The sequence below is a fragment of the Terrabacter tumescens genome (assembly GCF_014646815.1).
Classification (GTDB): Bacteria; Actinomycetota; Actinomycetes; order Actinomycetales; family Dermatophilaceae; genus Terrabacter; species Terrabacter tumescens.
Genome location: NZ_BMNZ01000005.1, coordinates 31,411 through 56,704, shown reverse-complemented (window position 1 = coordinate 56,704; position 25,294 = coordinate 31,411). Strand labels below are relative to the sequence as shown.

General features: G+C 70.9%; 18 protein-coding genes, 1 tRNA gene and 1 riboswitch. Of the genes, 11 read left to right on the top strand and 8 right to left on the bottom strand.

The window, feature by feature from the left end; translation table 11 throughout:
• The first annotated feature begins 68 nt into the window (after positions 1 to 68).
• The 4 genes from IEY30_RS13400 to IEY30_RS13385 are packed head-to-tail and all read left to right on the top strand — an operon-like array spanning position 69 to position 5,455.
• The gene (locus tag IEY30_RS13400; RefSeq protein ID WP_030199759.1) at positions 69 to 1,613 is read left to right on the top strand and encodes an ABC transporter permease subunit; all 1,545 of its coding nucleotides are present in this window, start codon (positions 69 to 71) and stop codon (positions 1,611 to 1,613) included.
• A complete protein-coding gene (locus tag IEY30_RS13395; RefSeq protein ID WP_030199761.1) occupies positions 1,613 to 2,557 on the top strand; it encodes a sugar ABC transporter permease in 945 nt (314 codons plus the stop codon). Before IEY30_RS13400 ends, IEY30_RS13395 begins: the two co-directional genes overlap by 1 nt.
• Positions 2,554 to 4,440, top strand: a complete 1,887-nt coding sequence (locus IEY30_RS13390; protein ID WP_030199764.1) for a glycoside hydrolase family 13 protein — start codon at positions 2,554 to 2,556, stop codon at positions 4,438 to 4,440. The genes IEY30_RS13395 and IEY30_RS13390 overlap by 4 nt, the downstream gene beginning before the upstream one ends.
• A gap of 1 nt (position 4,441) precedes the next feature.
• The gene (locus tag IEY30_RS13385; RefSeq protein WP_030199769.1) at positions 4,442 to 5,455 is read left to right on the top strand and encodes a LacI family DNA-binding transcriptional regulator; all 1,014 of its coding nucleotides are present in this window, start codon (positions 4,442 to 4,444) and stop codon (positions 5,453 to 5,455) included.
• A 110-nt stretch (positions 5,456 to 5,565) separates the two neighbouring features.
• On the opposite strand, the gene otsB is transcribed toward IEY30_RS13385, so the two are convergent.
• Entirely contained in the window at positions 5,566 to 6,369 is an 804-nt protein-coding gene (gene otsB / locus IEY30_RS13380; RefSeq protein ID WP_030199773.1) for a trehalose-phosphatase, read from the bottom strand.
• Entirely contained in the window at positions 6,366 to 7,880 is a 1,515-nt protein-coding gene (locus tag IEY30_RS13375; protein WP_081920525.1) for an alpha,alpha-trehalose-phosphate synthase (UDP-forming), read from the bottom strand. Before IEY30_RS13375 ends, otsB begins: the two co-directional genes overlap by 4 nt.
• 154 nt (positions 7,881 to 8,034) lie before the next feature.
• On the opposite strand from IEY30_RS13375, the gene IEY30_RS13370 reads away from it, so the two are divergent.
• From IEY30_RS13370 to IEY30_RS13350, 5 genes are all read left to right on the top strand, one after another.
• Positions 8,035 to 8,466 carry a CBS domain-containing protein gene (locus IEY30_RS13370; protein ID WP_030199780.1) on the top strand — a complete coding sequence of 144 codons (432 nt, stop codon included), beginning with the start codon at positions 8,035 to 8,037 and terminating at the stop codon, positions 8,464 to 8,466.
• 91 nt (positions 8,467 to 8,557) lie between these two features.
• Entirely contained in the window at positions 8,558 to 10,402 is a 1,845-nt protein-coding gene (locus IEY30_RS13365) for a serine/threonine-protein kinase (RefSeq protein WP_030199782.1), read from the top strand.
• A gap of 367 nt (positions 10,403 to 10,769) precedes the next feature.
• A riboswitch (cyclic di-AMP (ydaO/yuaA leader) is annotated at positions 10,770 to 10,957 on the top strand.
• A 4-nt stretch (positions 10,958 to 10,961) separates the two neighbouring features.
• Entirely contained in the window at positions 10,962 to 11,633 is a 672-nt protein-coding gene (locus IEY30_RS13360) for a LysM peptidoglycan-binding domain-containing protein (protein ID WP_030199784.1), read from the top strand.
• A 148-nt stretch (positions 11,634 to 11,781) separates the two neighbouring features.
• Positions 11,782 to 11,854, top strand: a tRNA-Thr gene (locus IEY30_RS13355).
• 129 nt (positions 11,855 to 11,983) lie between these two features.
• Positions 11,984 to 12,520 (top strand): site-specific integrase, encoded by a 537-nt coding sequence (locus tag IEY30_RS13350; protein ID WP_229674999.1) that lies wholly within the window; start codon positions 11,984 to 11,986, stop codon positions 12,518 to 12,520.
• Positions 12,521 to 12,538: 18 nt separating this feature from the next.
• Here IEY30_RS13350 and IEY30_RS13345 read toward each other — a convergent pair whose 3' ends face one another.
• From IEY30_RS13345 to IEY30_RS13330, 4 genes are read right to left on the bottom strand one after another with little or no spacing between them, the layout of a single operon-like run.
• Positions 12,539 to 14,071, bottom strand: a complete 1,533-nt coding sequence (locus tag IEY30_RS13345) for an acyl-CoA mutase large subunit family protein (protein WP_052358610.1) — start codon at positions 14,069 to 14,071, stop codon at positions 12,539 to 12,541.
• Positions 14,068 to 15,648, bottom strand: coding sequence for a class I adenylate-forming enzyme family protein (locus tag IEY30_RS13340; protein ID WP_052358611.1), 1,581 nt, complete (start codon positions 15,646 to 15,648; stop codon positions 14,068 to 14,070). Before IEY30_RS13340 ends, IEY30_RS13345 begins: the two co-directional genes overlap by 4 nt.
• 33 nt (positions 15,649 to 15,681) lie before the next feature.
• Positions 15,682 to 17,799, bottom strand: a complete 2,118-nt coding sequence (locus IEY30_RS13335) for an acetate--CoA ligase family protein (RefSeq protein WP_030199799.1) — start codon at positions 17,797 to 17,799, stop codon at positions 15,682 to 15,684.
• On the bottom strand, positions 17,792 to 20,158 hold the full coding sequence (locus IEY30_RS13330) for a bifunctional salicylyl-CoA 5-hydroxylase/oxidoreductase (protein WP_030199802.1): 2,367 nt from the start codon (positions 20,156 to 20,158) through the stop codon (positions 17,792 to 17,794). The genes IEY30_RS13335 and IEY30_RS13330 overlap by 8 nt, the downstream gene beginning before the upstream one ends.
• Before the next feature lie 97 nt (positions 20,159 to 20,255).
• Between IEY30_RS13330 and IEY30_RS13325 the strand changes: the two genes are divergently transcribed.
• Positions 20,256 to 21,038 (top strand): SDR family NAD(P)-dependent oxidoreductase, encoded by a 783-nt coding sequence (locus IEY30_RS13325; protein WP_030199804.1) that lies wholly within the window; start codon positions 20,256 to 20,258, stop codon positions 21,036 to 21,038.
• Here IEY30_RS13325 and IEY30_RS13320 read toward each other — a convergent pair.
• Positions 21,025 to 22,704: an AMP-binding protein gene (locus tag IEY30_RS13320; protein ID WP_030199805.1), complete on the bottom strand. Its 1,680-nt coding sequence runs from the start codon at positions 22,702 to 22,704 to the stop codon at positions 21,025 to 21,027. The genes IEY30_RS13325 and IEY30_RS13320 overlap by 14 nt on opposite strands.
• A gap of 87 nt (positions 22,705 to 22,791) precedes the next feature.
• On the opposite strand from IEY30_RS13320, the gene IEY30_RS13315 reads away from it, so the two are divergent.
• Positions 22,792 to 23,655, top strand: a complete 864-nt coding sequence (locus IEY30_RS13315; RefSeq protein WP_229674998.1) for a PaaX family transcriptional regulator — start codon at positions 22,792 to 22,794, stop codon at positions 23,653 to 23,655.
• Between the two features lie 23 nt (positions 23,656 to 23,678).
• Here the strand turns inward: IEY30_RS13315 and IEY30_RS13310 are convergent, their stop codons facing one another.
• Positions 23,679 to 25,265, bottom strand: coding sequence for a phytoene desaturase family protein (locus tag IEY30_RS13310; RefSeq protein ID WP_052358613.1), 1,587 nt, complete (start codon positions 25,263 to 25,265; stop codon positions 23,679 to 23,681).
• Positions 25,266 to 25,294: the final 29 nt, after the last annotated feature.

Sequence of the window (25,294 nt, the reverse complement as noted above, 5' to 3'; positions counted from 1 at the left end):
GCTCCTTCGGGGCTCCCCTTCGTGCATCTACGGCAACGGCGCCGGTCCGGCGCAAAAGGACGTGTCACATGACCAAGCCCCTCGCGCTCGCGATCAAGTGGGTTCTCATCGTCGCGACGATGGCCGGCATCCTGTGGGTCGCCACCAAGCTCGCCCAGGCCGGCAACACGATGGCGGTCGTCATCGCGGGACTCGTGGGGATGGGGATCCTCGCCGTCTACGCGACGCGCCGAGCCGTCCCCCTGAAGTACCTCGTGCCGGGTCTGCTCTTCATGACCCTCTTCCAGCTGTGGCCGGTGCTCTACACCGCGAGCCTGTCGACGACGAACTACGGCGACGGCCACCTCTACAGCAAGGAGGAGTCGGTCTCCGACATCATCGCCCAGTCGGTGCGGGAGGTCGCGGACACCCCCCGCTACAAGATGTCGGTCGCGACCAAGGAGGGTGGCGACCCCACCACCGCCGACCTCGTGCTGCTGCTGACCAAGCCGGACGGCTCGCCGTTCGTCGGCGACAAGACGGGGCTGCAGCCGCTGCCGGCGACCGGCGTCGAGAAGACGCCGGTCGGCAAGATCACCAAGGCGCCCGGCTACACGATCCTCAACGCGCGGCAGGCCAACGCCCGGAGCAAGGACCTCTCCGCCATCGCCGTGCCGACGACCGACGGTGGCGGCATCAAGCCCGTCGGCCTCTCAGAGGCCTTCGAGGGCCGCGCCACCGTCACCTACGACGCCAACGCAGACAAGCTCACCGACTCGTCCACGCAGCCACCGACCGTGTATGCGCCGAAGGACGCCCGGTGGGTCAACGTCGCCGACCCGACCGTCAGCTTCCCGCAGGGCTGGAAGGAGAGCGTCGGCCTCGCCAACTACACCCGCATCTTCACCGACCCGACGATCCGCAGCGGCTTCCTCGGCATCTTCGTCTGGAACGTCGTCTTCGCCATCGTCTCGGTGCTCTCGACGTTCCTGCTGGGCATGCTCATCGCGCTGCTCTTCAACGACCCGAGGCTGCGCGGCAAGGCCGTCTACCGATCTCTGCTGATCCTCCCGTACGCGCTTCCCGGCTTCGTCACGGCGCTCGTGTGGAAGGGCATGTTCAACCAGGACTACGGCATCATCAACCAGACGCTGGGCCTGGGTGTCGACTGGCTGGGCACCTCCGCAGGAGCCAAGGCCGCGATCCTCATCACGAACCTGTGGCTCGGCTTCCCCTACATGTTCATCGTGTGCACGGGCGCGCTGCAGTCGATCCCGCAGGACGTGCGTGAGGCGGCGACCATCGACGGCGCCAACGCCTTCCGGACGCTGCGGTCGATCATCATGCCGCTGCTCCTCGTCGCCGTCGGGCCGCTGCTCCTCGCGTCGTTCGCCTTCAACTTCAACAACTTCGGGCTCATCTACCTGCTCACCAAGGGCGGCCCGTTCAACGGCGCCGACACGAGCATCGGCTCGAGCGACCTGCTCATCACGTATGCGTTCCGCCTGGCCTTCTCCGGCAGCGCGCCCAACTACGGCTTCGCCGCCGCGGTGTCCGTCATCATCTTCCTGCTCGTGGCGCTGATGAGCATCCCGGGCTTCCGCCGCACCAAGGCCCTCGAGGAGGTCAACTGATGTCGACCGTGAATGCTCCGCTCCCCGCCGACCCACGCATCGACGCGCGCGTCGAGCAGCAGACCGGCGCCCCGACCCCTCCCTCGCCCAAGCGCGGTGGCCTCGGCGGGTCGGTGTGGTGGCGCCACGCCCTGGGCATCCTCGCCCTGATGTGGGCGCTCTTCCCGATCCTGTTCATCTACTCGGCCGCGACCAACCCGAGCGGCACGCTCAACACGGCCAGTCTCTGGCCGTCGGGCTTCTCCACGAAGAACTTCACGGACCTGTTCAACGACAGCTCGCGCCCGTTCTGGACCTGGTACAAGAACTCGATGATCATCTCGCTCGTCGGGGCGCTCGGGGCGGTCTTCATCGGGGCGTGCGCGGCGTTCGCCTTCTCGCGCCTGCGGTTCAAGGGCCGGCGCGGCGGCATGATGTTCCTGCTGCTGACGACGTTCTTCCCGGCGCTGCTCGCCATCGTCGCGACGTACATCATCTTCGCGGGCATCGGTGACGTGCTGCCGGCCTTCGGCCTCAACACCACGACCGGCCTGATCCTCGCCTACCTCGGTGGCGCGCTCGGTGCCAACGTGTGGCTGCTCAAGGGCTACTTCGACACGGTCCCGCGCGAGCTCGACGAGGCCGCGATCGTCGACGGCGCGAGCCACGCCCGCATCTTCTTCACGATGACGCTGCGCCTCGTCATGCCGATCCTCGTCACGGTGTTCATGCTCGTCTTCGTCGGGCTCTACGGCGAGTTCATGCTCGCCAGCGTCTTCCTGACCGACGTCGACCAGCAGACGCTGGGTGTCGGCCTCTACGGCATGACGCTCGGCAACGACGCGAACACCCTCTTCGGGCGGTTCACCGCCGGCGCCCTGCTCGGCTCGATCCCCGTCATGCTGCTCTACCTGGCCTTCCAGCGTCAGCTCGTCGGCGGCCTCACCACGGGATCCGTCAAGTGAGCCCTGCCCCGACCCGCCATGAGACGTGGCTCAGCCAGCCGCACCACGACGGGTCGGGGCGGTACGTCTCCAACCAGGCGCCCCGTCTCGGTGACCGCGTCGACGTGCTCGTCCGCGTGCCCCTCGAGGCGGACGTCGAGGCGGTGCACGTGCGCACCGCGCCCGACGGCGAGGCCACGTTCACGGTGGCCCGCAAGGTGCGTACGACCTCGGTCGACGCCTGGTGGCGCGCGACGCTGACGTGCCACAACCCCGTCACGAACTACCGCTTCCTGCTCACCGGCGGTCCGACGAAGTACCAGTGGCTCAACGGGACCGGCGTCCACGAGCGGGACGTGCCCGACGCGAGCGACTTCCGCCTCGTCGCCCACGCGAGCCCGCCGCCGGAGTGGGCGCTGGGGTGTGTCGTCTACCAGATCTTCCCCGACCGCTTCGCGCGCTCGAAGGGCGCCGACAACCACGAGACGCCCGAGTGGGCGATCCCGGCCGCCTGGACCGACCCGGTCGACCTCAGCCCCACGGGAGTCGCGCACCAGCTCTACGGCGGCGACCTCGACGGCATCACCGAGCACCTCGACCACCTCGAGTCCCTCGGCATCGACGTCGTCTACATGACGCCGTTCTTCCCGGCCCGGTCCAACCACCGCTACGACGCGTCGTCCTTCGAGCAGATCGACGAGCTCCTCGGCGGTGCCCCGGCGCTGCGCCGACTCACCAAGGCGGCGCACGAGCGCGGCATGAAGGTGATGGGCGACTTCACGACGAACCACACGGGCAACGCCCACGAGTGGTTCCTCAAGGCAGCCGGCCCCGGCGGCAGGAACACGCCCGAGCGGGACTACTACATCTGGGAGGACGGCACCTACGTCGCGTGGCTCGGCGTCCCGTCCCTGCCGAAGCTCAACCACCTCAACGCCGCCCTGCGCCACCGCATCTTCGAGGACCCCCAGGGGGTCGTCCGCAAGTGGCTCGGCCGGTCGGGCGGGCTCGACGGGTGGCGGGTCGACGTCGCGAACATGACGGGTCGGTGGCGCGCCACCGACGTCAACCACGACGTGGCGCGCCAGATGCGTGACGTCATGGGACGCATCGCGCCCGACGCACTGCTCGTCGGGGAGCACTTCCACGACTACACGCCCGACATGCCCGGCGACGGCTGGCACGGCGTCATGAACTACGCCGGCTTTTGCAAGCCGGCGTGGACCTGGCTGCGCCGGGAGCCCAAGGACCCGCGCTTCCTCGGCGCCCCGGTTCGCCTGCCGCTGCTGGACGCCGGGGCTGTCGTCGACACGATGCGCGACTTCACGTCGCGCATCTCGTGGCAGTCGCTCGTGCACTCATTCAACCTCGTCGGCTCGCACGACGTGCCGCGCATCCGCACGCTCGTCGGTGCCGAGTCCGTCGAGGTGGCCGCGGGCCTGCTCATGACGTTCCCGTCGATGCCGATGATGACCTACGGCGACGAGATCGGGATGGAGGGCACCTTCGGCGAGGACGGCCGCCGCCCGATGCCGTGGGACGAGAGCGCTTGGGACGCAGACACGCTCGAGGTCTACCGCGGCCTGATCTCGGCGCGCCAGCGCTCGGTCGCGCTGCGTCGCGGCGGTCTGCGGTGGGTGCACGCCGAGGGCGACGCGATGGTCTACCTGCGCGAGACGCTCGACGAGGTGGCCCTCGTGCACGTGGCCCGAGCGGCTCACGAGCCGGTCGTCCTCGACCCGCGACACCTCGACGGCGTCGCGTCCGGCTCCTCGCTGTACGGACCGGCGCCCAAGGTGCGCAAGCGGGCTGTCACACTGAGCGCCTCGGGGCCGGCCGTGTCGATCTGGACGTGGCGCCCCACCGACGACGGTCCACGCCACGTGCGACGAAGGGTGAGGTGACGTGAAGGCACGACTGCGTGACATCGCCGACCAGGCGAGCGTCTCCGAGGCGACGGTGTCGCGCGTGCTCAACGGCAAGCCCGGGGTGGCTGAGTCGACGCGCCAGGCGGTGCTGACGGCGCTCGACGTGCTCGGCTACGACCGGCCGAGTCGCTTGCGCCGCAAGAGCGCCGGGCTCGTCGGCCTCATCGTGCCCGAGCTGACCAACCCGATCTTCCCGGCGTTCGCGCAGATCATCGAGAACTCCCTGGCCCAGAACGGCTACACGCCGGTGCTCTGCACCCAGGTGGCCGGCGGGGTGCACGAGGACGACTACGTCCAGATGCTCCTCGAGCGGGGGGTGGCCGGCATCATCTTCATCTCCGGCCTGCACGCCGACACGACGACCGACCCGGACCGCTACATCGCCCTGCGCGACCGCAACCTGCCGCTCGTCCTCGTCAACGGCTACATCGAGGGCGTCGACGCGCCGTTCATCAGCAACGACGACGTCGCCTCGATGGGGCTCGCGCTCGAGCACCTCGTCAGCCTCGGCCACCGCGAGATCGGCCTGGCCGTCGGTCCGGACCGCTACGTCCCGGTCATCCGCAAGATCGCCGGCTTCCGGCACTCGATGCAGGAGCTCACCGGCCGCTCGGACGTCGACGACCTCATCGAGCGCTCGCTCTTCTCCGTCGAGGGTGGGGCCACCGCGGCCGGGCGTCTGCTCGACCGTGGCGCCACCGCCGTCGTGTGCGGCTCGGACCTCATGGCTCTCGGCGCGATCCGCGAGGCGCGCAAGCGTGGTCTCAACGTGCCGCGGGACTTCTCGGTGGTCGGCTACGACGACTCGACGCTCATCGCCTTCACCGACCCGCCGCTGACCACGGTGCGCCAGAGCGTCAACGCCATGAGCGCTGCCACGGTGCGGGCCCTGCTGGACGAGATCGCCGGGCAGCCTTCTCCGCGAGCGGAGTACGTCTTCCGTCCCGAGCTCGTCGTGCGCGGTTCGACGGGCGCCGTCCGGCGGCACTGAGGCCGCGCGCCCGACCCCGCCTGACGGCATACGCCCCGTCCCGCCTCGACTACTCCGCCGGGGCGGGGAAGTGGGAGGCCCGCGTATGCCGGGTGGCGCGGTCGCGCCCGTCAGCCCGAGACGTGCGCGGCCGAGCAGAGCTCTTGCAGGCGCGTCAGCAGGGCCGCGGCGGCGGGCTCGTCGGCGACGCGGTAGCGGGCCGCGGTCGAGCCGGTGCCGACCTTGACCGTGAGGTCGTCGGGCCGGCGCATGCGGGTGAAGGCGTCCTCGTCGGTGACGTCGTCGCCGAGGTAGACGCGCGCGACGGCATCGACATGCCGGCCGAGCGCCGTGACGGCAGAGCCCTTGTCGGCGTGCGAGACCGACAGTTCGAGCACCGACTTGCCCTTCAGCACCTTGACGCCCGGGTGGTCGAGCGCGACGCGTCGGGCGTCGGCGATCGCGGCGTCACCGACCTCGCGCGGCAGGCCGCGCACGTGGACGACGACGGCCGCGGACTTCAGCTCGATGTGGGCCTCGGAGTGGTGCTCCTTGACGAGCGCCTCGATGTCGGAGCGCAGCTCGGCCAGGGTCACCTCGTCCTCGGGCGTGACTGCGGCGGCCTCCATGGCCTCGCGCACGGCCGCGCTCGAGGACTCGGCGCCGTGGCTCCCGATGAGGACGATCGGCTCGTCGTCCCCGATCTCGGTGAGGGTGCGCAGCGTCACGAGGTCGCGCCCCGAGACGACGGCGACGTGCACGCCCGGCAGCGCTGCGAGCGAGCGCAGCGTGTCGACGGCGCCGGGGACGGGGGTCGCCTGCATCGGGTCGGCGTCGAACGGCGCGAGCACGCCGTCGTAGTCGGTGGCCACGAGCAGGGGGCGCGTCGTGGCGGCCCGCTCGAGCGCCTCCTCGACCGGGGCGACGGCGCTCATGAGCGGGACCCGCTCGAGGCCGACCGGGACTCGTTGGGGGCGGGCATGAGCGGCGTCTCCTGCGCGTGCGGGGTGGGCGGGTTGCGCGGCTCGGGCTGGGGGAGCTCGGGCGCCGCGGCCAGGGCGGCGAGGTAGCGGGCCGCCCACCGCTGGACGTCGTGGTCGGACACCCGGCGCCGAAGCGCCTTCATGATCCGCTGCTTGTCCTTGGCCGGCGTGTTGATGGCCCGCAGGATCGTCTGCTTGAGCCCCTCGATGTCGTGCGGGTTGCAGGCAAAGGCCTGGTGCAGCTCGTGCCAGGCCCCGGTGAACTCCGAGAGCACGAGCGCGCCGCCGAGGTCGTGGCGGCACGTGACGTACTCCTTGGCGACGAGGTTCATCCCGTCGCGCAGTGGCGTGACGAGCATGACGTCGGCGGCCTGGAAGAGCGCCGCCATCTCCTCGCGCGGGTAGGAGTGGTGCAGGTAGTGCACGGCGGGTGCGCCGATCTTGCCGAGCTCGCCGTTGATGCGCCCGACCGTCTGCTCGATCTCGCCGCGCAGCAGGCGGTACGCGTCGACGCGCTCGCGGCTGGGCGTCGCCACCTGCACGAGGGTGACCTCGGGCGGTCCGATGCGCCGCTCGGAGAGCAGCTCCTCGTAGGCCTTGAGCCGGTGCCGGATGCCCTTGGTGTAGTCGAGCCGGTCGACGCCGAGCATGAGGACCTCGGGGTCGCCGAGGCTCGCGCGGATCTCTCGTGCGCGGGCCATGACGTCAGGACGCTTGGCGAGCTCCTCCAGGCCTTGGAAGTCGACGGAGATCGGGATCGCGGCGGCCCGGACCTGGCGGCGCGAGCCCTCGACGGTGACGCGGTCGCGCTTGGTCTGCGCGCCGAGCAGCTGCCGGCACGCTCGGACGAAGTTGCGGGCATCGGCCTGGCGCTGGAAGCCGAGGAAGTCGGCGCCGAGCAGGCCCTCGAGCAGCTGGGCGCGCCACGGCAGCTGGGCGAAGAGCTCGACGGGCGGGAAGGGGATGTGGTTGAACCAGCCGATGCGCACGTCGGGGCGCAGCTTTCGCAGCAGCGTCGGGACGAGCTGCAGCTGGTAGTCCTGCACCCAGACCGTGGCGCCCTCGGCGGCGACCTCGGCGACAGCCTCGGCGAAACGCTGGTTGACGGCCTGGTAGCTCGACCACCACTCGCGGTGGAAGGTCGCCGGCACGATGACGTCGTGGTAGATCGGCCAGAGGGTGTCGTTGGAGAAGCCCTCGTAGTAGTCGCGCACCTCCTCGGCCGACAGCGGCACGGGGTGCAGGTGGATGCCGTCCTCGTCGAAGGGCTCGGGCGCCTCGCCGGCGTCGCCGGCCCAGCCCACCCAGGCACCGGGCTGGGAGCGCATCACCGACTCCATGGCCGTGACGAGGCCGCCGGGGCTGCGCCGCCACTCGACCTCGCCGTCGTCTCCGACGACCTTGTCGACGGGAAGTCGGTTCGCGGCGATGACGAGGTCGTAGGTCGGCCGAGGGGTCGGCACGCAATCAACTCCTGCTGCTGGAGGGACGATCGGTCCCACTCTAACGAGCGAACGGTGGCGCCCGGTGCGGTCCCGTTCTAGGGTCGAGTCAGGGCATCTCTGGCGGCGCGGGTGCGCCGCCCGAGGGGCATCGCGCCGAGGTGAAGGAGTCGCCGTGAAGGTTTCCGACGTGCTGCGCAACAAGGGCAGCGAGGTCATCACCATCAAGCCCGACGAGACCGTGTCCACCCTGCTCGACCTGTTGACCGAGCACCGCATCGGCGCCGTGGTGGTCAGCACGGACGGCTCGAGCATCGACGGCATCGTCAGCGAGCGCGACGTCGTGAGCCACCTGCACAGCAGTGGCACGGGGGTGCTCGAGGCGCCGGTATCGCAGATCATGACGAGCGAGGTCACCACCGGGTCGGCCGGCGACAACATCGCCGACCTCGCAGGCACGATGACCGAGCTGCGGGTGCGCCACGTGCCCATCGTCGACGCCGACGGCAGGCTGGCCGCCATCGTCAGCATCGGCGACATCGTCAAGCACCGCCTGTCCGAGCTGCAGTCCGAGCGCGACCAGCTGCGGGACTACATCAGCAGCTGACCACCCGGGCAGACCGGGACGAAGCAGGACACTTCGCGGCGCGCTGCCGCGACGTTGGGGCTGGCGGCTGCCCGTCGCATACCGTAGGCACATGACTGCGTACGACCGGACCGAGCGGGTGCCCGCCCCTCGGCCCGGCGCGCGCACGGGCGGCGTGCCCGTCTCGCAGCGTCCCGGCGGTCCCGCTCCCGGTGGCATCCCCGGCCAGCAGCGGATCGGCCCCTACCGCCTCATCGAGGAGATCGGCGAGGGCGGCATGGGGGTCGTGCACCTCGCCCTCGACCCGCGTGGCCGGGCGGTCGCCATCAAGGTGCTGCGCGCGCACGTCGCGCACGACACCGACGCGCGCCAGCGGCTCTCGCGCGAGGTCGACACGCTCTCGCGCATCCGCGACGCCCGCGTCGCCAGCGTCATCGACGCCGACGTCATGGCCCCGCGCCCCTACATCGTCACCCGCTACGTGCCCGGTCCGGCGCTCGACGAGGTCGTCGAGGACCACGGGCCCCTCGCGCCCGCCGACCTGCTGCGTCTCGCGCGCGGCATCGCCGAGGCGATCCGGGCCATCCACGCGTGCGGCGTCGTCCACCGCGACATCAAGCCGGGCAACGTCCTGCTCGAGGACGGCGACCCCGTGCTCATCGACTTCGGCATCGCGCACCTGCAGGACGACGTGCGCCACACCGTCGGGGGGCTCGTCATGGGCACCCCGGGCTACCTCTCACCCGAGCTCGTCGAGGGCGCCGCGATCACCGACGCCACCGACTGGTGGGGCTGGGCGGCCACGATCACGTATGCCGCGTCGGGCCGTCCGCCGTTCGGCCGCGCCCGCATGGACGCGGTTCTCACCCGCGTCCGCGCCGGCGACGTCGATCTCGACGGTGTCGACCCGCGCCTCGTCCCGCTGCTCCGGGCGTCCCTGTCGCCCGACCCGCGGCGCCGACCGCACGCCGACGAGGTCATCGCCGCCCTCGAGCTCTACGCCGCCGGCCACGCCGCGACGGTCCCGACGCCGAGCGGCACCCCGTGGGACGACGGCCGGGTCGGCGCCGTGCCGGGGGAGACCCAGGTCGTCCAGGGCGGCAGCACGGCCGTCCTGCCGCACGTCGCGCCGACCGCGGTCCAGCCCACGGTCAACCCCACGGCCTACCCGCCCGCCTACCCTCCTGCTCAGCCCGCGACCGACGCGCAGGTGCGGTGGGCCCCGCCCCCGACCGGCCCGCGTGCCCCCGAGCCCACGGCATACGACCACTGGGACGACGAGGGGGAGGCCGGGCACGCTCCGGCGGACGGCTACTGGGCCGACGAGGAGTGGGCCGAGGAGGAACCCGAGCAGCGCGAGGGCGACCCGCGCATCGGCATGCCCATGCGCACGGGGCTGCTCGCCGCGTTCGGTGCCGCCTGGGTCGGTGCCCTCATGGCCTGGCCCGGCATCGCGATCCTCGTGCTGACCGGGCTGTCGGTGCTGGCGCGCGCCACGGACCGCTCGGTGACGGCGCTCGTGCTGCGGCGCTACGACTACGGGCGGCGCCGCAGCGACGTGCCGTTCGCCGTCGTCTCCAGTCCCTGGCACCTCGTCCTCGGCGTCATCGCGACGGCCGTGGGGATGCTGCTGCCCGTCGCCGTGGCGCTCGCGGGCATCTTCGCCGGCGCCCTGCTGCTCGCGGGCACCCAGGGCACCGACCTCGGCCCGGGTGCGCCGATCACCCTGGCGGTCGGCGGCGTCCTCGGGATGCTCATGCTGTGGTGGGGTCCCGGTGGTGCCTCGCTGCGGCGCGGGTCCCGCTCGATCGCGCGGCGCGTCGTGCCGGCGGGCCTCGCGTCCCAGATCGTCGCCGGGCTCCTGGTCGTCGCGGGCATCGCGGCAGCACTCGTCGCGCTGCAGAACGGCCAGAGCATCACGTGGAACCCCTTCTCCGGCAACCCCTTCGGGGCGTGAGCGACGCGGTCCGCTGACGGCAGGGTCCGCCGTGCTGCGAGCCGACACGGCGGTGGCGGTCGCGCGGGGGGTTCTGGGGGGCGTCTGTGCGTGTCACCGGCGGCCTCTGTGCGCCTGCTGTGCTACTAGCGCATCAGCCCCTGAGATCTGCTGGGAAAAAGATCACGGAAGTGTCTCGACTTGGGTTGTGCGGCGCTTCGACCTCACGTACCGTCAGTGCTCGGCAGCACCGGCCTCCGGGTCGGAACGGGCACTGCATGGATGGGTTCCCGGCTCGCTTCGTCGCGTCCGGCTCCACACGAACGCTCCCACAACTTCACATGGACACCCATTGAATCCGTTCCCTGAGCGCGCCGAGCCTCGCCAGCCAGGGATGTAGCCCACACCCGTGGGCCGGGCGAGGACGGGGGACCCAGTGTGGCCAGTGAGTGCATGTGTGTTCGAGCGCATGACAAGAGGACGAGATCTGGCCTGGGGGTGAAGTCGCTACTGCGACAGGGCACCTGACGCCCCAACCCGACAGCTAACCCCGCAGGCGCGCGTCAGGAAGGAAAACCCCATGCAGTACATGTCCAAGCACGCTGCCGCCAAGAAGATCTCGGTCAAGCAGCGTCTTGCGGGAGTCGGAATCGCTGGAGCCGCGACCATCGCCGCAGGCATCACCACCGCAGGGTCGGCCAAGGCCGCCTCCGTGTGGGACTCGGTCGCCGCGTGTGAGTCGGGCGGCAACTGGCACATCAACACCGGCAACGGCTACTACGGCGGCCTGCAGTTCAGCTCGAGCACGTGGCGCGGCTTCGGCGGCGGCGCCTACGCCTCGCGCGCCGACCTCGCCACCAAGGCCGAGCAGATCGCGATCGCGCAGCGCGTGCTCGCGTCGCAGGGGCCGGGCGCCTGGCCCGTCTGCTCGAAGCGTGCCGGCCTGACCCGCTCCAACGGCGGTGCCTCGACGACGGCCGTCTCGCGCTCGACGACGCGCAAGCCCCTGGCGAGCACGAGCACGACGTCCAAGAAGAAGACGGTCTCGAAGAAGAAGACCTACGCGGCCAAGCCGGCGACGACCAACGCCGGCAAGGGCGCCAAGGTCACCGTGCGCAGCGGCGACACCCTCGGCAAGCTCGCCGCCCGCTACCACGTGGCCGGCGGCTGGAAGGCCCTCTGGAAGGCCAACGGGGCTCGCGTCACCAACCCGAATCTCATCTTCGTGGGTCAGACGCTGCGTCTGCCCTGAGTTCCTGATACAACTGAGCCGGACGGCCTCGCGCGACCAACCCCTGGGTTGCGCGGGGCCGTCCTCTCGTTCCGGGTGCCGTCGGTTTGGGCGTATGCCGTCGGGCTCGGTTACGCTTTCGCCCGTCCGCGGCGTCGACCGGGGACGTGCTGGCGTGGCGCAATTGGTAGCGCACCTGTCTTGTAAACAGGCGGTTAGGGGTTCGAGTCCCCTCGCCAGCTCGGTGCTTGAACCCCTCGATAGTGCGCCTGACCCGCGGTTCCGCGGACATGGGGCCGGTTGCGTGGCGTGGACAGAGATGGACTGGAAGTGCGAGAAGTCACTCCGGGATCGCACGTGGATCGCACGACGTGCACGGCCGACCCGGCCGGCAGCTCATTCGATGGCACGGGTCGGCCACTCCGTCTCACGTGCGGCGATGGTGGGTCTCTCTGGACGAGCACACGCCCACCATCGACGCTCGGGCCTACGCGCTCTTGAAGGCGATCCTCAACACGGCGGTGGCCGACGAGAATCTGATCGTCAATCCGTGCCGCATCCGTTCGGCATCGAACGCACCCCGAGCCCGAGACATCCGGCCCGCGACCATCGAGGAGCCGCGGATCATCGTCGACGCACTTCCCGAGAACCGTCGGGCGACCGCGCTGCTCTGCTCGTGGTGCGCCATGCGCATCGGCGAGGTGCTCGAGCTGCGGCGCAAGGATGTGGAACTCGAGCGGGGCGTGGTGCGGGTGGAGAGAGGTCAACGCTGGACGACTCGGATCGAGCTGGCCAACGCGATGTTTGACGACGTCGAGATCTGGCACAACCGCCAACGACGACACTCCAGTGCCCGGTTCACCACCCCAGCTGCGTGGTCCGCCCGAGCGTTCGACGCACCAGGTTGATCGTGGCGCGGCCCGGGATCAGAAGGCGGACGAGGGGGTCCAGCCGCCGAAGGCGTCCCGCAGCACGTCGACGACCTCGCCGATTGTCGCGTACGCCTGGACCGCGGCGATCGTCGCCGGCATGACCGAACGACCCGCCGCGACGTCTTCGCGCAGTCGGGCCAGTGCCGAGTCCACCGCCACCTGGTCGCGCTCGGCCCGCATCGCGCGCACCGCGTCAATCTGTCCTTGCTCGGCCGACGGGTCGATCCGGAAGACCTCGAGCGGCTCGGCAGGGGAGGGGAAGCGGTTCACGCCGACGACTGTCCGCCTTCCGCTTTCGATCGAGAGTGCCAGGTCGTAGGCGGCCTCCGACAGCTCGCGGGCGAACTCACCCGACTCGATCGCTGCGAGCGCACCGCCCTTGTCCTCGATCAGCTCGAGGAGATCCCAGATCGAGGACTCGAGTTCATCGGTGAGGGACTCCACGGCATATGACCCGCCGAAGGGGTCGAGCGTCGTCGTCAGTCCGGTCTCGAAGGCCACCACCTGCTGAGTTCGCAGCGCGAGCGTCGCAGCCGACTCCGTCGGCACTCCGAGCGCCTCGTCATAGGCAGAGACATGCATCGTCTGCACGCCGGCGAGCGCCGCGGTCATCGCCTCGACGGATGCGCGCACGACGTTGTTGAGCGGTTGCTGCGCCGTCAGCGTCGAGCCGGCGGTGAAGGCGAAGATCCGCAGCTGCTGCGAGCGTGGGTCCTTGGCCCCGTAGACATCTCGCATCAGGCGCGCCCACACGCGACGGGCGGCGCGGAACTTCGCGACCTCCTGCAGCACGTCGGTCGTGATCGCAAGGAAGGTGAACAGCGTCGGCGCCACCTGGTCGACGGAGACCCCGCGACGCACGCACTCGTCGAGGTAGGCGCGGGCGTTGGCGAAGGTGAAGGCGATCTCCTGAGTGGCGGACGAGCCCGACTCGCGGATGTGGTAGCCGCTCATCGCGAGCGGGGTCCAGTTGGGGACGTGCTCCGCGCAGTACTCGATGCAGTCGACGGCGAGGCGCAGCGACGGCTCGGGCGGGAAGATCTGGGTGCCGCGGGCGATGAACTCCTTGAGCACGTCGTTCTGGATGAACATGCCGAACGCGTTTGGGTCGACGTCCCGCTTCTCTGCAAGTGCGACGAAGAGGGCTGCCCAGACGTAGCCGATCGAGTTGGCCGTCGTGCGGACCTGGCTGATCTCCTCGAGCGGGATGCCATCCATGAGGATCTCGATGTCGGCGAGCGAGTCGATCGCCACCCCGACGCGCCCGACCTCACCCGCGGCCCGCGGGTCGTCAGAGTCGATGCCCATCTGGGTCGGCAGGTCCATCGCGACGGAGAAGCCGGTGACCCCAGCCTCGAGCAGCTTGCGGAAGCGCTCGTTGGACTCGCGGGGCGTGCCGAAGCCGGCGTACTGCCCCATGATCCACGGCTTGGGGTCGTCAGAAACACCTCGGGTGTAAGGGAACTCGCCGGGTCGTTCCGAGCCTTCGGGTGCGTAGTCCGACTCGAGCTTGGGATCGGCGTTCATCGGTCGGCTCCGGCTGCCTTGGCCCCCGCGGCTTCGGCGTCGAGCTGCTCGCGGAGCACCTTCTTGGCGATCTTGCCGGTCGAGTTGAGCGGGAACTGGGCCACTATCCGCACCTCCTTCGGCTTCTTGTAGGACGCCATCCGGGACCGACAGTGCTCCAGGACGGCATCGGTGTCCACCGTCTGCCCCGGCAGCTCGGTGACGAGGGCGACGACGCGCTGCCCCCAGTCCGCGTCCGCGACCCCGACGACGGCGACCTCGGCCACGCCCGGCACCTCGGCGACGACATCCTCGACCTCGCGGGGATAGATGTTGTAGCCGCCCGAGATGATCATGTCGCCCTTGCGGTCGACGAGCCAGAGGTTGCCCTCCTCGTCCATCCGGCCGAGGTCGCCGGTGTGCAGCCAGCCGTCGACGACGGACTTGCTCAGGTCCTCGCGTGACGCGGCGTTCCAGTAGCCGGCCATGATGTGGTCGCCGCGCGTCACGATCTCGCCGGGCTCTCCCGGCGCGACGATGGCCCCGGACTGGTCGACGACCGCCAGCTCGACGCCGAGCGCCGGTCTGCCGGCCGACGACAGCAGGGTCGGCTCGTCGGCCAGGCCGCGGGCGTGCAGGTCGCGGTCGAGCACCGTGACTGGTGGGATCGCCTCGACGAGGCCGTAGTACTGCACGAGGTTGGGGGTGAGGCGGTCGTACGCCTGTCGCATCTGCTCGGGAGGCATCGGCGCCCCGGCATAGCCGAGCATCTTCAGCCCCGACAGCCTCTCGCGGTTGATCCCGTCGACGGCGAGCAGCCGCGCCACCATCGTCGGCACGACCGCGGTGTGCGTCGCGCCGCGGTGCTGCACGGCGTCGACGAAGGTGTCGGGGTCCCAGCTCGGCAGGATGATCTGGCGCGCACCGGCCACGAGGAAGGGCAGCACGAAGAGGCCCGACGTGTGGGTGATGGGACCGGCATGGACGTAGCAGTCCGCATCGGGGTCAGGCACGCCGCCGAGCACGTCCTGGGTCATGTTGACGACGGACGCGAGCCAGTTGCGGTGGGTGCGCTGTGCGCCCTTGGGGTGGCCGGTCGTGCCCGACGAGTAGTGCAGACCGCAGAGCGCGTCCGGGTCGAGCGCCGGCAGCGGGGAGCCCGAGGCACCCTCGACCAGCTCCTCGAGGGTGAGCGCACCGGTCGATCCGTCCCCGCGCGTGCCGCACTGCACGACGACGTCCATCTCGTCGCGGAAGCCGGTGACCTCGTCGGCGAACTGCGCCGCGAAGACGAGCCCGCGGGCCCCGGAGTCGCGCGCGATGCGCTCCCAGTCGCTCGGGTGCAGGCGGTAGTTGAGCGCGGCCCGCACGAGGCCGGCCGCCCGGATCGCGAGGTCCGTCTCGAGGTATGCCGTGGAGTTCGTCTGCAGGTCGAGCACCCGGTCGCCGGGGCGCAGGCCCTGGGCGAGCAGACCGTTCGCGATCCGGGTCACGCGGTCACCCAGCGCGGCGAACGTATGGGTGGCGTCCGGTCCTTCGACCGCCACCCGGTCGCCGAAGCGGTGGGCGGCTCTGGTGACGAGGGTGCCGATGTCCATGCGGGTCGTGTCCTTCGGTGCGAGTGGTGGGTGTCAGGCGGGATGCGCGGCGTCCGTGGTGACCGGCGCGACGTAGGCCGCGTCGAGCACCCGCACGCCGCGTCCCTCCGCCAGGACCGTGACGGGGTTGAGGTCGAGCTCGAAGCCGGTCGGCCAGGAGGCCACGAGCTCCGCCAGGCGGCATACGACCTCGACGAGGGCCGCACGGTCGGCTCGCGGCGCCCCACGGACCCCTGCCAAGAGCGTGCCGAGGCGTGTCTCGTCGACCATCTGCTCCACCTCGTCGGCGGTGACGGGCAGCAGCCGCAGCGCGACGTCGTTGAATAGCTCGGTCAGCACGCCGCCCACGCCGACGGTGAGCACCGGTCCGAGGGGGCTCGGAGCGCAGCCCACGAGAGCCTCGACGCCGCCGCTGACGAGCTCCTCGGCCCACACCCGGCCACCGAGACCGGCCACCTGGTCGTATGCCGTCCCTGCCCGGTCGGCGGTGACGCCGACGACGACGCCGCCCGCGTCGGACTTGTGGACGAGACCCGGGACCACCGCCTTGAAGACCGCAGCGCCGCCGCACTCCTCGACCACGCGAGCAGCGTCCTCGGGACCGTCGACGAAGCGCCCCGCCGGCACGGGGATGGCTGCCGCAGCAAGCAGGTCCTTGACCTCCTGCTCGCTGGCTCCCCGCCGCGGCGCGGCGGGAGAGGGCCGCTCCACGCGGTCGAGCGCCTCCTCGAGTCCGGCCCGCGCCGTCGCCGCCGAGGACGGCCGCTCGCGGCTGAACGTGCGCAGCGCGGCGAGTGCGCGGACCGCGCGTGCGGGGGTCTGGTAGCAGGGGATGCCCGCGGCTCGCATCTGCGCGTTCGCCTGGGGCGCCAGGTGGTCTGCGCCGGTGCGCACCGCCACGACGGGCTTGCCGCTGCGCTGCGCGACCCGGGACAGCGAGCTGACGACGTCGTCGACGTCCTTGCCGGTGAGCACGCAGAAGCACGCGAGGATGCCGTCGACGCCCGGGTCGTCGGCGATGGCGTCGAGGGTGCGGTCGAAGAGGGCGCCGTTGCTCATGACCGATGCCGTCACGTCGACGGGGTTGGCGGTCGAGCCGAAGGCCGGGACGATCTCGTCGAGGTCCGCCGTCGTCTCGGGGCGGAGGGCGGCGAGGGAGAGGCCGCGCCCCTCCAGCGCGTCGGCCGCGAGGATGCCGGACCCGCCTGAGGTCGTCACGACGGCGATGCGGCCGCCATCGAGCGGCGGGCAGGTCATCACCTCACCGGCGTCGAGCAGCTCGTCGACGTCGTCGACCCGCACGGCACCGATCTGACGCAGCGCCGCGCCGACCACTCGGTCGCCGGCGGCGAGCGCGCCGGTGTGCGAGGCCGCGGCCCGGGCCCCGGCGTCGGAGCGACCCGCCTTGAGCACGGCCACCGGCACTCCGCGCTCGACGACGGCGCGCAGGGCCGCGATGTCGCCGAGCGACTCGGCGTAGGCGAGGATGCCGCGGCACCCCGGCTCGTCCGCCATGGCTGCCATGACCTCGACCGCGCTGATGTCGGCCTCGTTGCCCGTGTTGACGACCCACCCCAGACCGAGGCCCCGCTCGAAGGCGAGGGACACCGCGCCGTAGCCGAGCGCCCCGCTCTGGGAGACGAAGCCGATGGGGCCGGGCACGAGCTCGGTCTGCTCACCGGAGAAGAGCGGCGAGAAGGAGGTCACCTGACCGGCCGCGACACCGACGGTGCCGATGCAGTTGGGGCCGAGCAGCCGCACGCCGCCTGCGCGGGCCTTCGCGACGAGGCGCTCCTGCAACGCGGCGCCCTTCCCTCCGGTCTCGGCGAAGCCGCTCGAGCAGATGATCGCCGTGCCGACGCCTGCGGCGATGCAGTCGTCGATGACGGCCTCGACGCGGTCGGAGCCGACGAGCACCATGACGACGTCGACCGGACCGGGCGCCGCCCGGAGGCTGCGGTAGCTCGGCAGGCCCATGACCTGCCCACCGGACGGGTGGATGATCGCGACGGGGCCGTGGTAGCCGTAGCGCTCGAGGAAGCGCACCGGCAGCTGCCCGAGCGAGCCGGGCCGGTCGCTGACGCCCACCACGGCGACGCCCCGAGCCGCCCAGAGCGCCCGGACCGCCGAGGGCTGTGGCGCATCAGCCATTCGGCTGCCACCTGCGGTGCCGGTTGCCCTGCGCGCCCTCGCGGACGAGCTGCAGGCGCGGCTTCTCGAGCTCCGAGCGGCCGGTCTGGGGCCGGCGCCTTCCGGCTCGCCACGGCATCGGCCAGACCGCGCCCGGGCCGTCGTAGTCCTGCTCGACGGCCGCGTGGAGCGTCCAGTTGGGGTCGTAGAGGTGCGCTCGTCCCACGGCGCACAGGTCAGCGCGGCCGGCGAGGACGATCGAGTTGACGTCGTCCCACGAGCTGATGATGCCGACCGCGATGGTCGGGATGCCGACCCGGTTGCGGATCGCGTCGGAGAAGGGTGTCTGGTAGCTGCGCCCGAAGGCCGGCTGCTCGTCGGGGGTCACCTGCCCTGTCGAGACGTCGATCGCTGCGGCGCCGGCGTCCTTGAAGGCTTGGGCGATCTCGCACGCGTCGTCGACCGTGATGCCGCCCTCGACCCAGTCCGTCGCCGAGATGCGGACCGTCATCGGGGTCGCAGCCGGGACGACCTCTCGCATCGCGGCGAAGACCTCGAGCGGGAAGCGGAGCCGATTCTGGAGGGAGCCGCCGTAGTCGTCGGTGCGCTGGTTGGTCACGGGCGAGATGAAGGAGGAGAGCAGGTAGCCGTGAGCGCAGTGCAGCTCGAGGAGGTCGAAGCCCGCCGCGACGGCCCGCTCCGCAGCACCGACGAACTCCGCCTTGACGGCGTCCAGGTCGGCGGCGCTCAGCTCTCGCGGCACCTGGTTGACGCCCTCCTTGTAGGGCAGCGGCGAGGGCGCGACGACCTCCCAGTTGCCGACGTCGAGCGGCTGGTCGATGCCCTCCCACATGAGCCTGGTCGAGCCCTTGCGGCCCGAGTGACCGATCTGCATGCCGATCCTGCCCGCCGACTCGTGGTGCACGACGTCGACGATGCGCTTCCACGCCCGGGTCTGCTCGTCGTTCCAGATGCCGGTGCAGCCGGGGGTGATCCGGCCCTCGGGCGAGGTGCAGACCATCTCGGTCATGACGAGTCCGGCACCGCCGAGGGCCTTCCCGCTGAGGTGCGCGAGGTGGAAGTCGGTGGGCACGCCGTCACCGTGGGCGGCATACATGTCCATCGGGGACACGACGACGCGGTTGACGAGCTCGAGCTCACCGAGGCGGAAGGGCTGGAACATCGGCGGCGCGCCGCTCTCGGAGCCGGGCGTCGACTTCGCGAACCACGTGTCCATCTGGTCGACGAACTCGGGGTCGCGCACCCTGAGGTTGTCGTGGGTGACGCGGCGGCTGCGGGTCATGATGTTGAAGGCGAACTGCTCCGCATCCTGGTCGACGTACTGACCCAGGCTCTCGAACCACTCCAGGCTGGCCTGAGCGGCGCGCTGGGTCGAGAGCACGACCGGCTTGCGCTCGGCCTCGTAGGCGCTGAGCGCCGCGTCGAGCGTGTCGTGCTCGTGCAGGCAGGCCACGAGGGCGAGGGCGTCCTCCATGGCGAGCTTGGTGCCCGAGCCGATCGAGAAGTGCGCGGTGTGCGCCGCGTCGCCGAGGATGACGATGTTGTTGCGCTCGCCGGCGCGCCAGTGCTCGTTGCGCACGGTGCGGAAGGTGATCCAGCGCGAGTTGTTGGACATCACCTGGTAGCCGTCGAGGATCTCGCCGCAGATCTCGCGGACCTTGGCGATCGACTGCTCGTCGGAGTCGCCGGGCTTCCACTGTCGGTCGTCGAAGTCGGCGAAGCCGGCCGCGCGCCAGACGTCCTCGTGCATCTCGATGATGAAGGTGCTGCCCGTCGCGTCGTAGGGGTAGCCGTGCACCTGCATGACGCCCCACGGCGTCTCGAGGATGTAGAACTTGAACGCGTCGAAGACCAGGTCGGTCGCGAGCCACATGTATTTGCACTTGCGCGCGTCGAGGGTCGGGCGGAACTCGTCGGAGTGCTTGGTGCGCACGAGCGAGTTGAGGCCGTCGGAGGCGAGGACGAGGTCGTGCGTCGCGGCGAGCTCGTCGGCGTCCGGCGCCTCTGCGCGGAAGTGCACCGTGATGTCGAGCTCCGCTGCGCGGGCTTGGAGCAGCTCGAGCAGACGCTTGCGGGTCATCGCCGCGAAGCCGTGTCCCCCGCTGGTGATCGTCTGTCCGCGGAAGTGCACGTCGATGTCGTCCCAGCGGGCGAACTCCGCCTCCATCGCGGCGTGGATCGCCGGGTCGGCGTGCTCGATGCCACCGAGCGTCTCGTCGGAGAAGACGACGCCGAAGCCGAAGGTGTCGTCGGGGGCGTTCCGCTCCCAGACGGTGATCTCGTGGCTGGGGTCGAGCTGCTTGGCGAGGACCGAGAAGTAGAGGCCTCCCGGCCCACCGCCGATGACCGCGATCTTCACGTGGACCTCCGATGGGGCGTGCGTTGTCATTGTCCTGGAGCGAAGCCAAGGCTATGTTGTATTCCGGACGGTCGTCAACAGAACGGAATGAGGAATGATGTCGCGAGAGCGTCGGTTCGCGAGCAGTGCCGTCGTCGTCACCGGCGGGGCTGGAGGCATCGGCCGGGCCGTGTGCGAGGGCTTCGCGGCCGCGGGCGCCGACGTCGCGGTGATCGACGTCCCCGCCTTGCAGGAGGCTGCGGCTGGCCTCGCCTCCGAGATCAGCGCGGTGAGCGGCACGCGGGCGATGGCGTATGCCGCTGACGTCGCCTCGCGCGCTGAGGTGGCCGAGGTCATGTCGCGGGTCGTGAGCGACCTGGGCCGCGTCGACGTGCTCGTGACCCTCGCCGGCGGCTCGCTCGGCACGCCCAAGGGACTCGACGAGATCACCGAGGAGCACGTCGACCTCGTCGTCGACGTCAACGTCAAGGGCACCTTCTACTGCGCGCAGGCCGCGCTCGAGCACATGGAGCGGGGCGGTGCCATTGTCACGGTCAGCTCAATCGGCGGGCGGCAGCCGTCGCCCGTCACCGGCGTGCCGTATGCCGCGTCCAAGGCCGCCGTCGTGGGCCTCACGAGGCGTCTCGCGCGGGAGGTGGGGCCACGGGGCATCCGGGTCAACGCCGTGGCGCCGGGCCTCTTCCTCACCGGGCGGCTGCAGCAGATGTACGACGAGATGCCGGAGGCGGGGCGGCGGGAGGTGCTCGACGCCATCCCGCTCGACCGCTTCCCCGAGCTGCGCGAGATCGTCGACCCGGTGCTCTTCCTCGCCTCGGCGGAGTCCTCCTACATCACCGGCGTCGTGCTCGATGTCAACGGTGGCCGCTTCATGCCCCTCTGAGCGGCGTGTCGGGGGTCCCGGGCGCGGACTCGGCAGCTGCGCTGCGTCGCAGTCGGAAGCGCTGCACCTTGCCGGTCGACGTGCGGGGCAGCGCCGGGAGGAACTCGATCTGGCGCGGGTACTTGTACGGCGCGATGGCTCCCTTGACATGGTCCTGGATCTGCGTGACCTTGGCTGCCCGGGCCTCCTCGGTCGGCACGGAGTCCAGGCCCCCCTTGAGGACGATGTACGCCTTGACGACGCGGCCGCGGGCCTCGTCGGGAGCTCCGACGACGGCGCACTCGAGCACGTCGGGGTGGGTGGCGATCGCCTCCTCCACCTCCGGCCCGCTGATGTTGTAGCCGGAGCTGACGATCATGTCGTCGCTGCGCGCCTGGTACCAGAAGTAGCCGTCCCGGTCGCGGATGAAGGTGTCGCCGGTGATGTTCCAGCCGTCCTGGACGTAGACGGTCTGCCGCTCGTCGGCGAGGTAGCGGCAGCCGGTCGGGCCCTGGACCGCCAGCCGACCCGGCTCCCCGTCGGGCGCATCGCCGCCGTCGACGTCGATGACCTTGGCGCGGTAGCCGGGGACCGGCCTGCCGGTCGCCCCGGGGCGGATCTCCTCGTCGGCCGAGGAGATGAAGATGTGCAGCATCTCCGTCGAGCCAATTCCGTCGATGAGCTCGACACCGGTCGCGTCCTTGAAGGCCTGCCACGTCGCGACCGGCAGGTGCTCGCCCGCCGAGACCGCCCGGCGCAGGGTGCGCAGCTTGTCGACGTTGCCGGAGGCGATCATCGCCCGATAGGCGGTGGGGGCGGTGAAGCAGATCGTCACGCCGTGCTCGGCGACGAGGTCGGCGAGCTGGTCGGGGGTCGCCTTCTCCACGAGCAGGGTGGAGGCCCCCACGCGCAGCGGGAAGACGATGAGCCCCCCGAGCCCGAAGGTGAAGGCGATGGGCGGGGTGCCGGTGAAGACGTCGTCCATCGTCGGGCGCAGGACGTGCTTGCTGAACGTGTCGGCGTTGGCCAGCACGTCGCGGTGGAAGTGCATCGTCGCCTTGGGACGGCCCGTCGTGCCGGAGGTGAAGGCGAGCATGGAGACGTCGTCGGCGGAGGTGTCGACGTTGTCGAACGTCTCGGCGTGCCGGGCGCTCGTGCGGGTCAGGTCGTCGGGGGAGTCGCCGCCGTACTCGATGATCCTGAGGTCGGGGATGCCGGACGCCGCGAGGTCGTCGACGAAGCGGGCGTCGCAGACGGCCAGCGTGAACTGGCCGATCTCACCCATGGTCGAGAGCTCCTTGGGGCGCAGCAACGGCATCGTCGGCACCACGACGCCCCCTGCCTTGAGCACGCCGAACCACGTCGCCGCCAGCCACAGGTTGTTGGGCCCGCGGAGCATCACCCGGTTGCCGGGCTGGAGGTCGTGGTCGATGACGAGCGTGTTGGCGACCTGGTTGGCCCGGGCAAACAGGTCGCCGTAGGTCCAGATCGTGCCGTCGGGACTCCGAAGGCACGGACGGTCGGCGCTGTGCTGCTCGATGACCCGGTCGAGCAGCTCCACGGCGCAGTTGAGCCGCTCGGGATACTGCACATCGGGCAGGTCGAAGCGGAACTGTGGCCACAGCTGCTGCGGGGGGAGGTTGTCGCGGCAGAAGGTGTCGGTGTGCGCGGACCGGGCCAGCTCCATCCGGCCACCGTATGCAGTCGTCGTGACGAGGGTCAATGGCTCGGCATGGTGCTGGCCGGGCGATGGTGACCAGTAGGCTCGGCGATCGTGAGTGATGACCAGCAGCTCGAGCTGGCCGGGGGAGCCGGCCCCACGCTCGGCCAGGCGCGGCCGCGGGCCTACATCGTCAGCATCTACGGCCTCTACGCCCGCGAGGTGGGCGGCTGGCTCAGCGTCAGCGCCGTCATCCGCCTCATGGCCGAGCTCGGCATCGACGAGCCCGCCGTCCGGTCGTCCGTCTCGCGGCTCAAGCGACGTGACATCCTCGAGGCCGAGCGGATCGACGGCAGCGCCGGCTACACGCTCTCCGCGTCGGCCCGGGTCATCCTCGACAGTGGCGACCGGCGGATCTTCGACCACCGCCCCGCCTCGCCGGACGACGGCTGGATCCTCGCGATCTTCTCCGTGCCGGAGTCCGAGCGGCGCAAGCGTCACCTGCTGCGCACCCGTCTCGCCTGGCTCGGCTACGGCACGGTGAGTGCCGGTGTGTGGGTGGCCCCGGCCCACCTCGAGGAGGAGACCCGCGAGGTCCTCGCGCGTGCCGACCTCGGCGCCTATGTCGACCTCTTCCGGGCGGACTACCTCGGCTTCGGTGACCTCGAGCAGGAGATCGGCTCATGGTGGGACCTCGCGACGATCAGCTCGCTCTACCGGCAGTTCCACGAGCAGCACGCGCCGCTGCTCGCGTCGTGGCGCGGCCGTCGGCGCAAGGACAACGAGGGCGAGGCCTTCGCCGACTACGTCAGGACGATCACGGAGTGGCGGCGGCTGCCCTTCCTCGACCCCGGCCTGCCCCCCGAGCTGCTGCCGAGGGACTGGGCCGGCGTCGAGAGCGCCAACACCTTCCAGGCACTGAAGCGCCGTCTCGAGGTCCCGGCGCACCGTTTCGTCGAAGAGGTCCGCCGCGACTGACAACTCCTGACGGACCGGTTCGGTCAGCGACGCAGGAGACGACGCCGGAGCTGGCCGAGGCGTCCGGAGGCGTCCCGCAGAACGGCCTCGGCGGCGAGCTGTCCGGAGATGGCGTTGACCCCTGCCCCGGGCCACGTGCCGGCCCCCGCGAGATAGAGCCCGTCCACAGGAGTGCGGTAACGGCTGATCGCCAGGCCCGGACGCATGCCGATGAACTGGTCGAGGTGGTGGCTTCCGGAGACCGAGTCGCCGCCGACGAGGTTCGCATCCCGGCGCTCGAGGTCTGCGGGGCTGAGGTGCGCCTTCCCGACGATCCGGCCACGGACTCCCGGCGCGTAGCGGTCGAGCTTGTCGATCACCTGTTCGGCGAAGCCTTCGGCCAGGTGCTCCCACGAGCCGGCGCCCGGCGAGCTCGGCACTGTGCGCACTTGGATCCAAACGGCGCGATACCCCTCGGGGGACAGGCGACTCGGGTCAACCACCGAGGTCTGGCCGACGACGAGCAGGGGCTCGTCGGGCAGCTGACCGGCAACCGACTGGCCGTAGGTGCGGGCCATGTCATCGACGTAGGGGCCGATGTGCACGTAGGCCTGTGCCCCGAGTCGGGGGTCGGCCCAAGGGATCTCGCCGTCCATCGCCAGGTGAAGCATGAACGTGCCAGGCCCGAAGCGATAGTCGCGCGCTGACCGTGCCACGGTGGCGGGCCGCCGGTCGAGCGACAACAGCGCGGCAGTGATCGGGAGCACGGCCGTCGACACGACGCGCCGTGCGGGGATGCGCTGGTCACCGACGAGCACCGCCCGCACGCCCTCAGTGCCGACGTCGATCCCCGTCACCCTGGCGTCGCAGCGGACGTCACCCCCCAGCTCGCGCACCAGCGCGACGAGGGCGTCAGCCAGGCGTCCGGCGCCACCCTCGACGATGGACATCCCGCCGAGCATGTCGGCATACAGCTCGAGGAGAGGGAAGACGGCGCCGCCTGCGATGTCCGGGGCATAGTCCAGGTGCATCCCCCACGCGGCCACCAGCGAGCGAGCCTCCGGGGTGGCGAAGTAGCGCTCGCCGAGGGCCCGCGTCGAGGACAGGAGCACCTGTCCCAGCTCCCCGAGCTCAGTCCCACCGGATCGGCGGCGCAGAGCTGCGAGCGAGTGGCGCGCCTGGACCGAGGGAAAGGGGTGGGTGTAGATCGGCAGGTAGGCCGCGGCGAAGTCGTCGAAGACGCCGCGCAGCTGACGCCAGCCGGCGGCGTCAGCCGTTGAGTGCCCCGCCCACATGGCCGCCGTCGCGGCCTCGTCGGTCGTCACCCGCAAGGAGGAGCCGTCGGGGAAGGCCGACGCGTAGGGCGCGTCGGATCGGGCGAACCGGAGGCCGAGGGAGGCCAGCTTCTCGCCGTGCACGGCGTGGAACGGCGAGCCGAGAAAGAGGTTCATGTTGGTGGCGCAGACGTCGTGCACGAGCCCCGGCACGGTCAGTTCGCCGCTCGCGACTGCGCCTCCAGGAGTGCTCGCCGCCTCGAGCACCAAGGGGCGGAGGCCCGCCTCGGCGAGAGTCGCGGCGCAGACGAGGCCCTGGTGGCCCGCTCCGATGATCACGATGTCCGGATCGTCCATGGCTCTTTCGCCTCCGTTTCGACAGACCG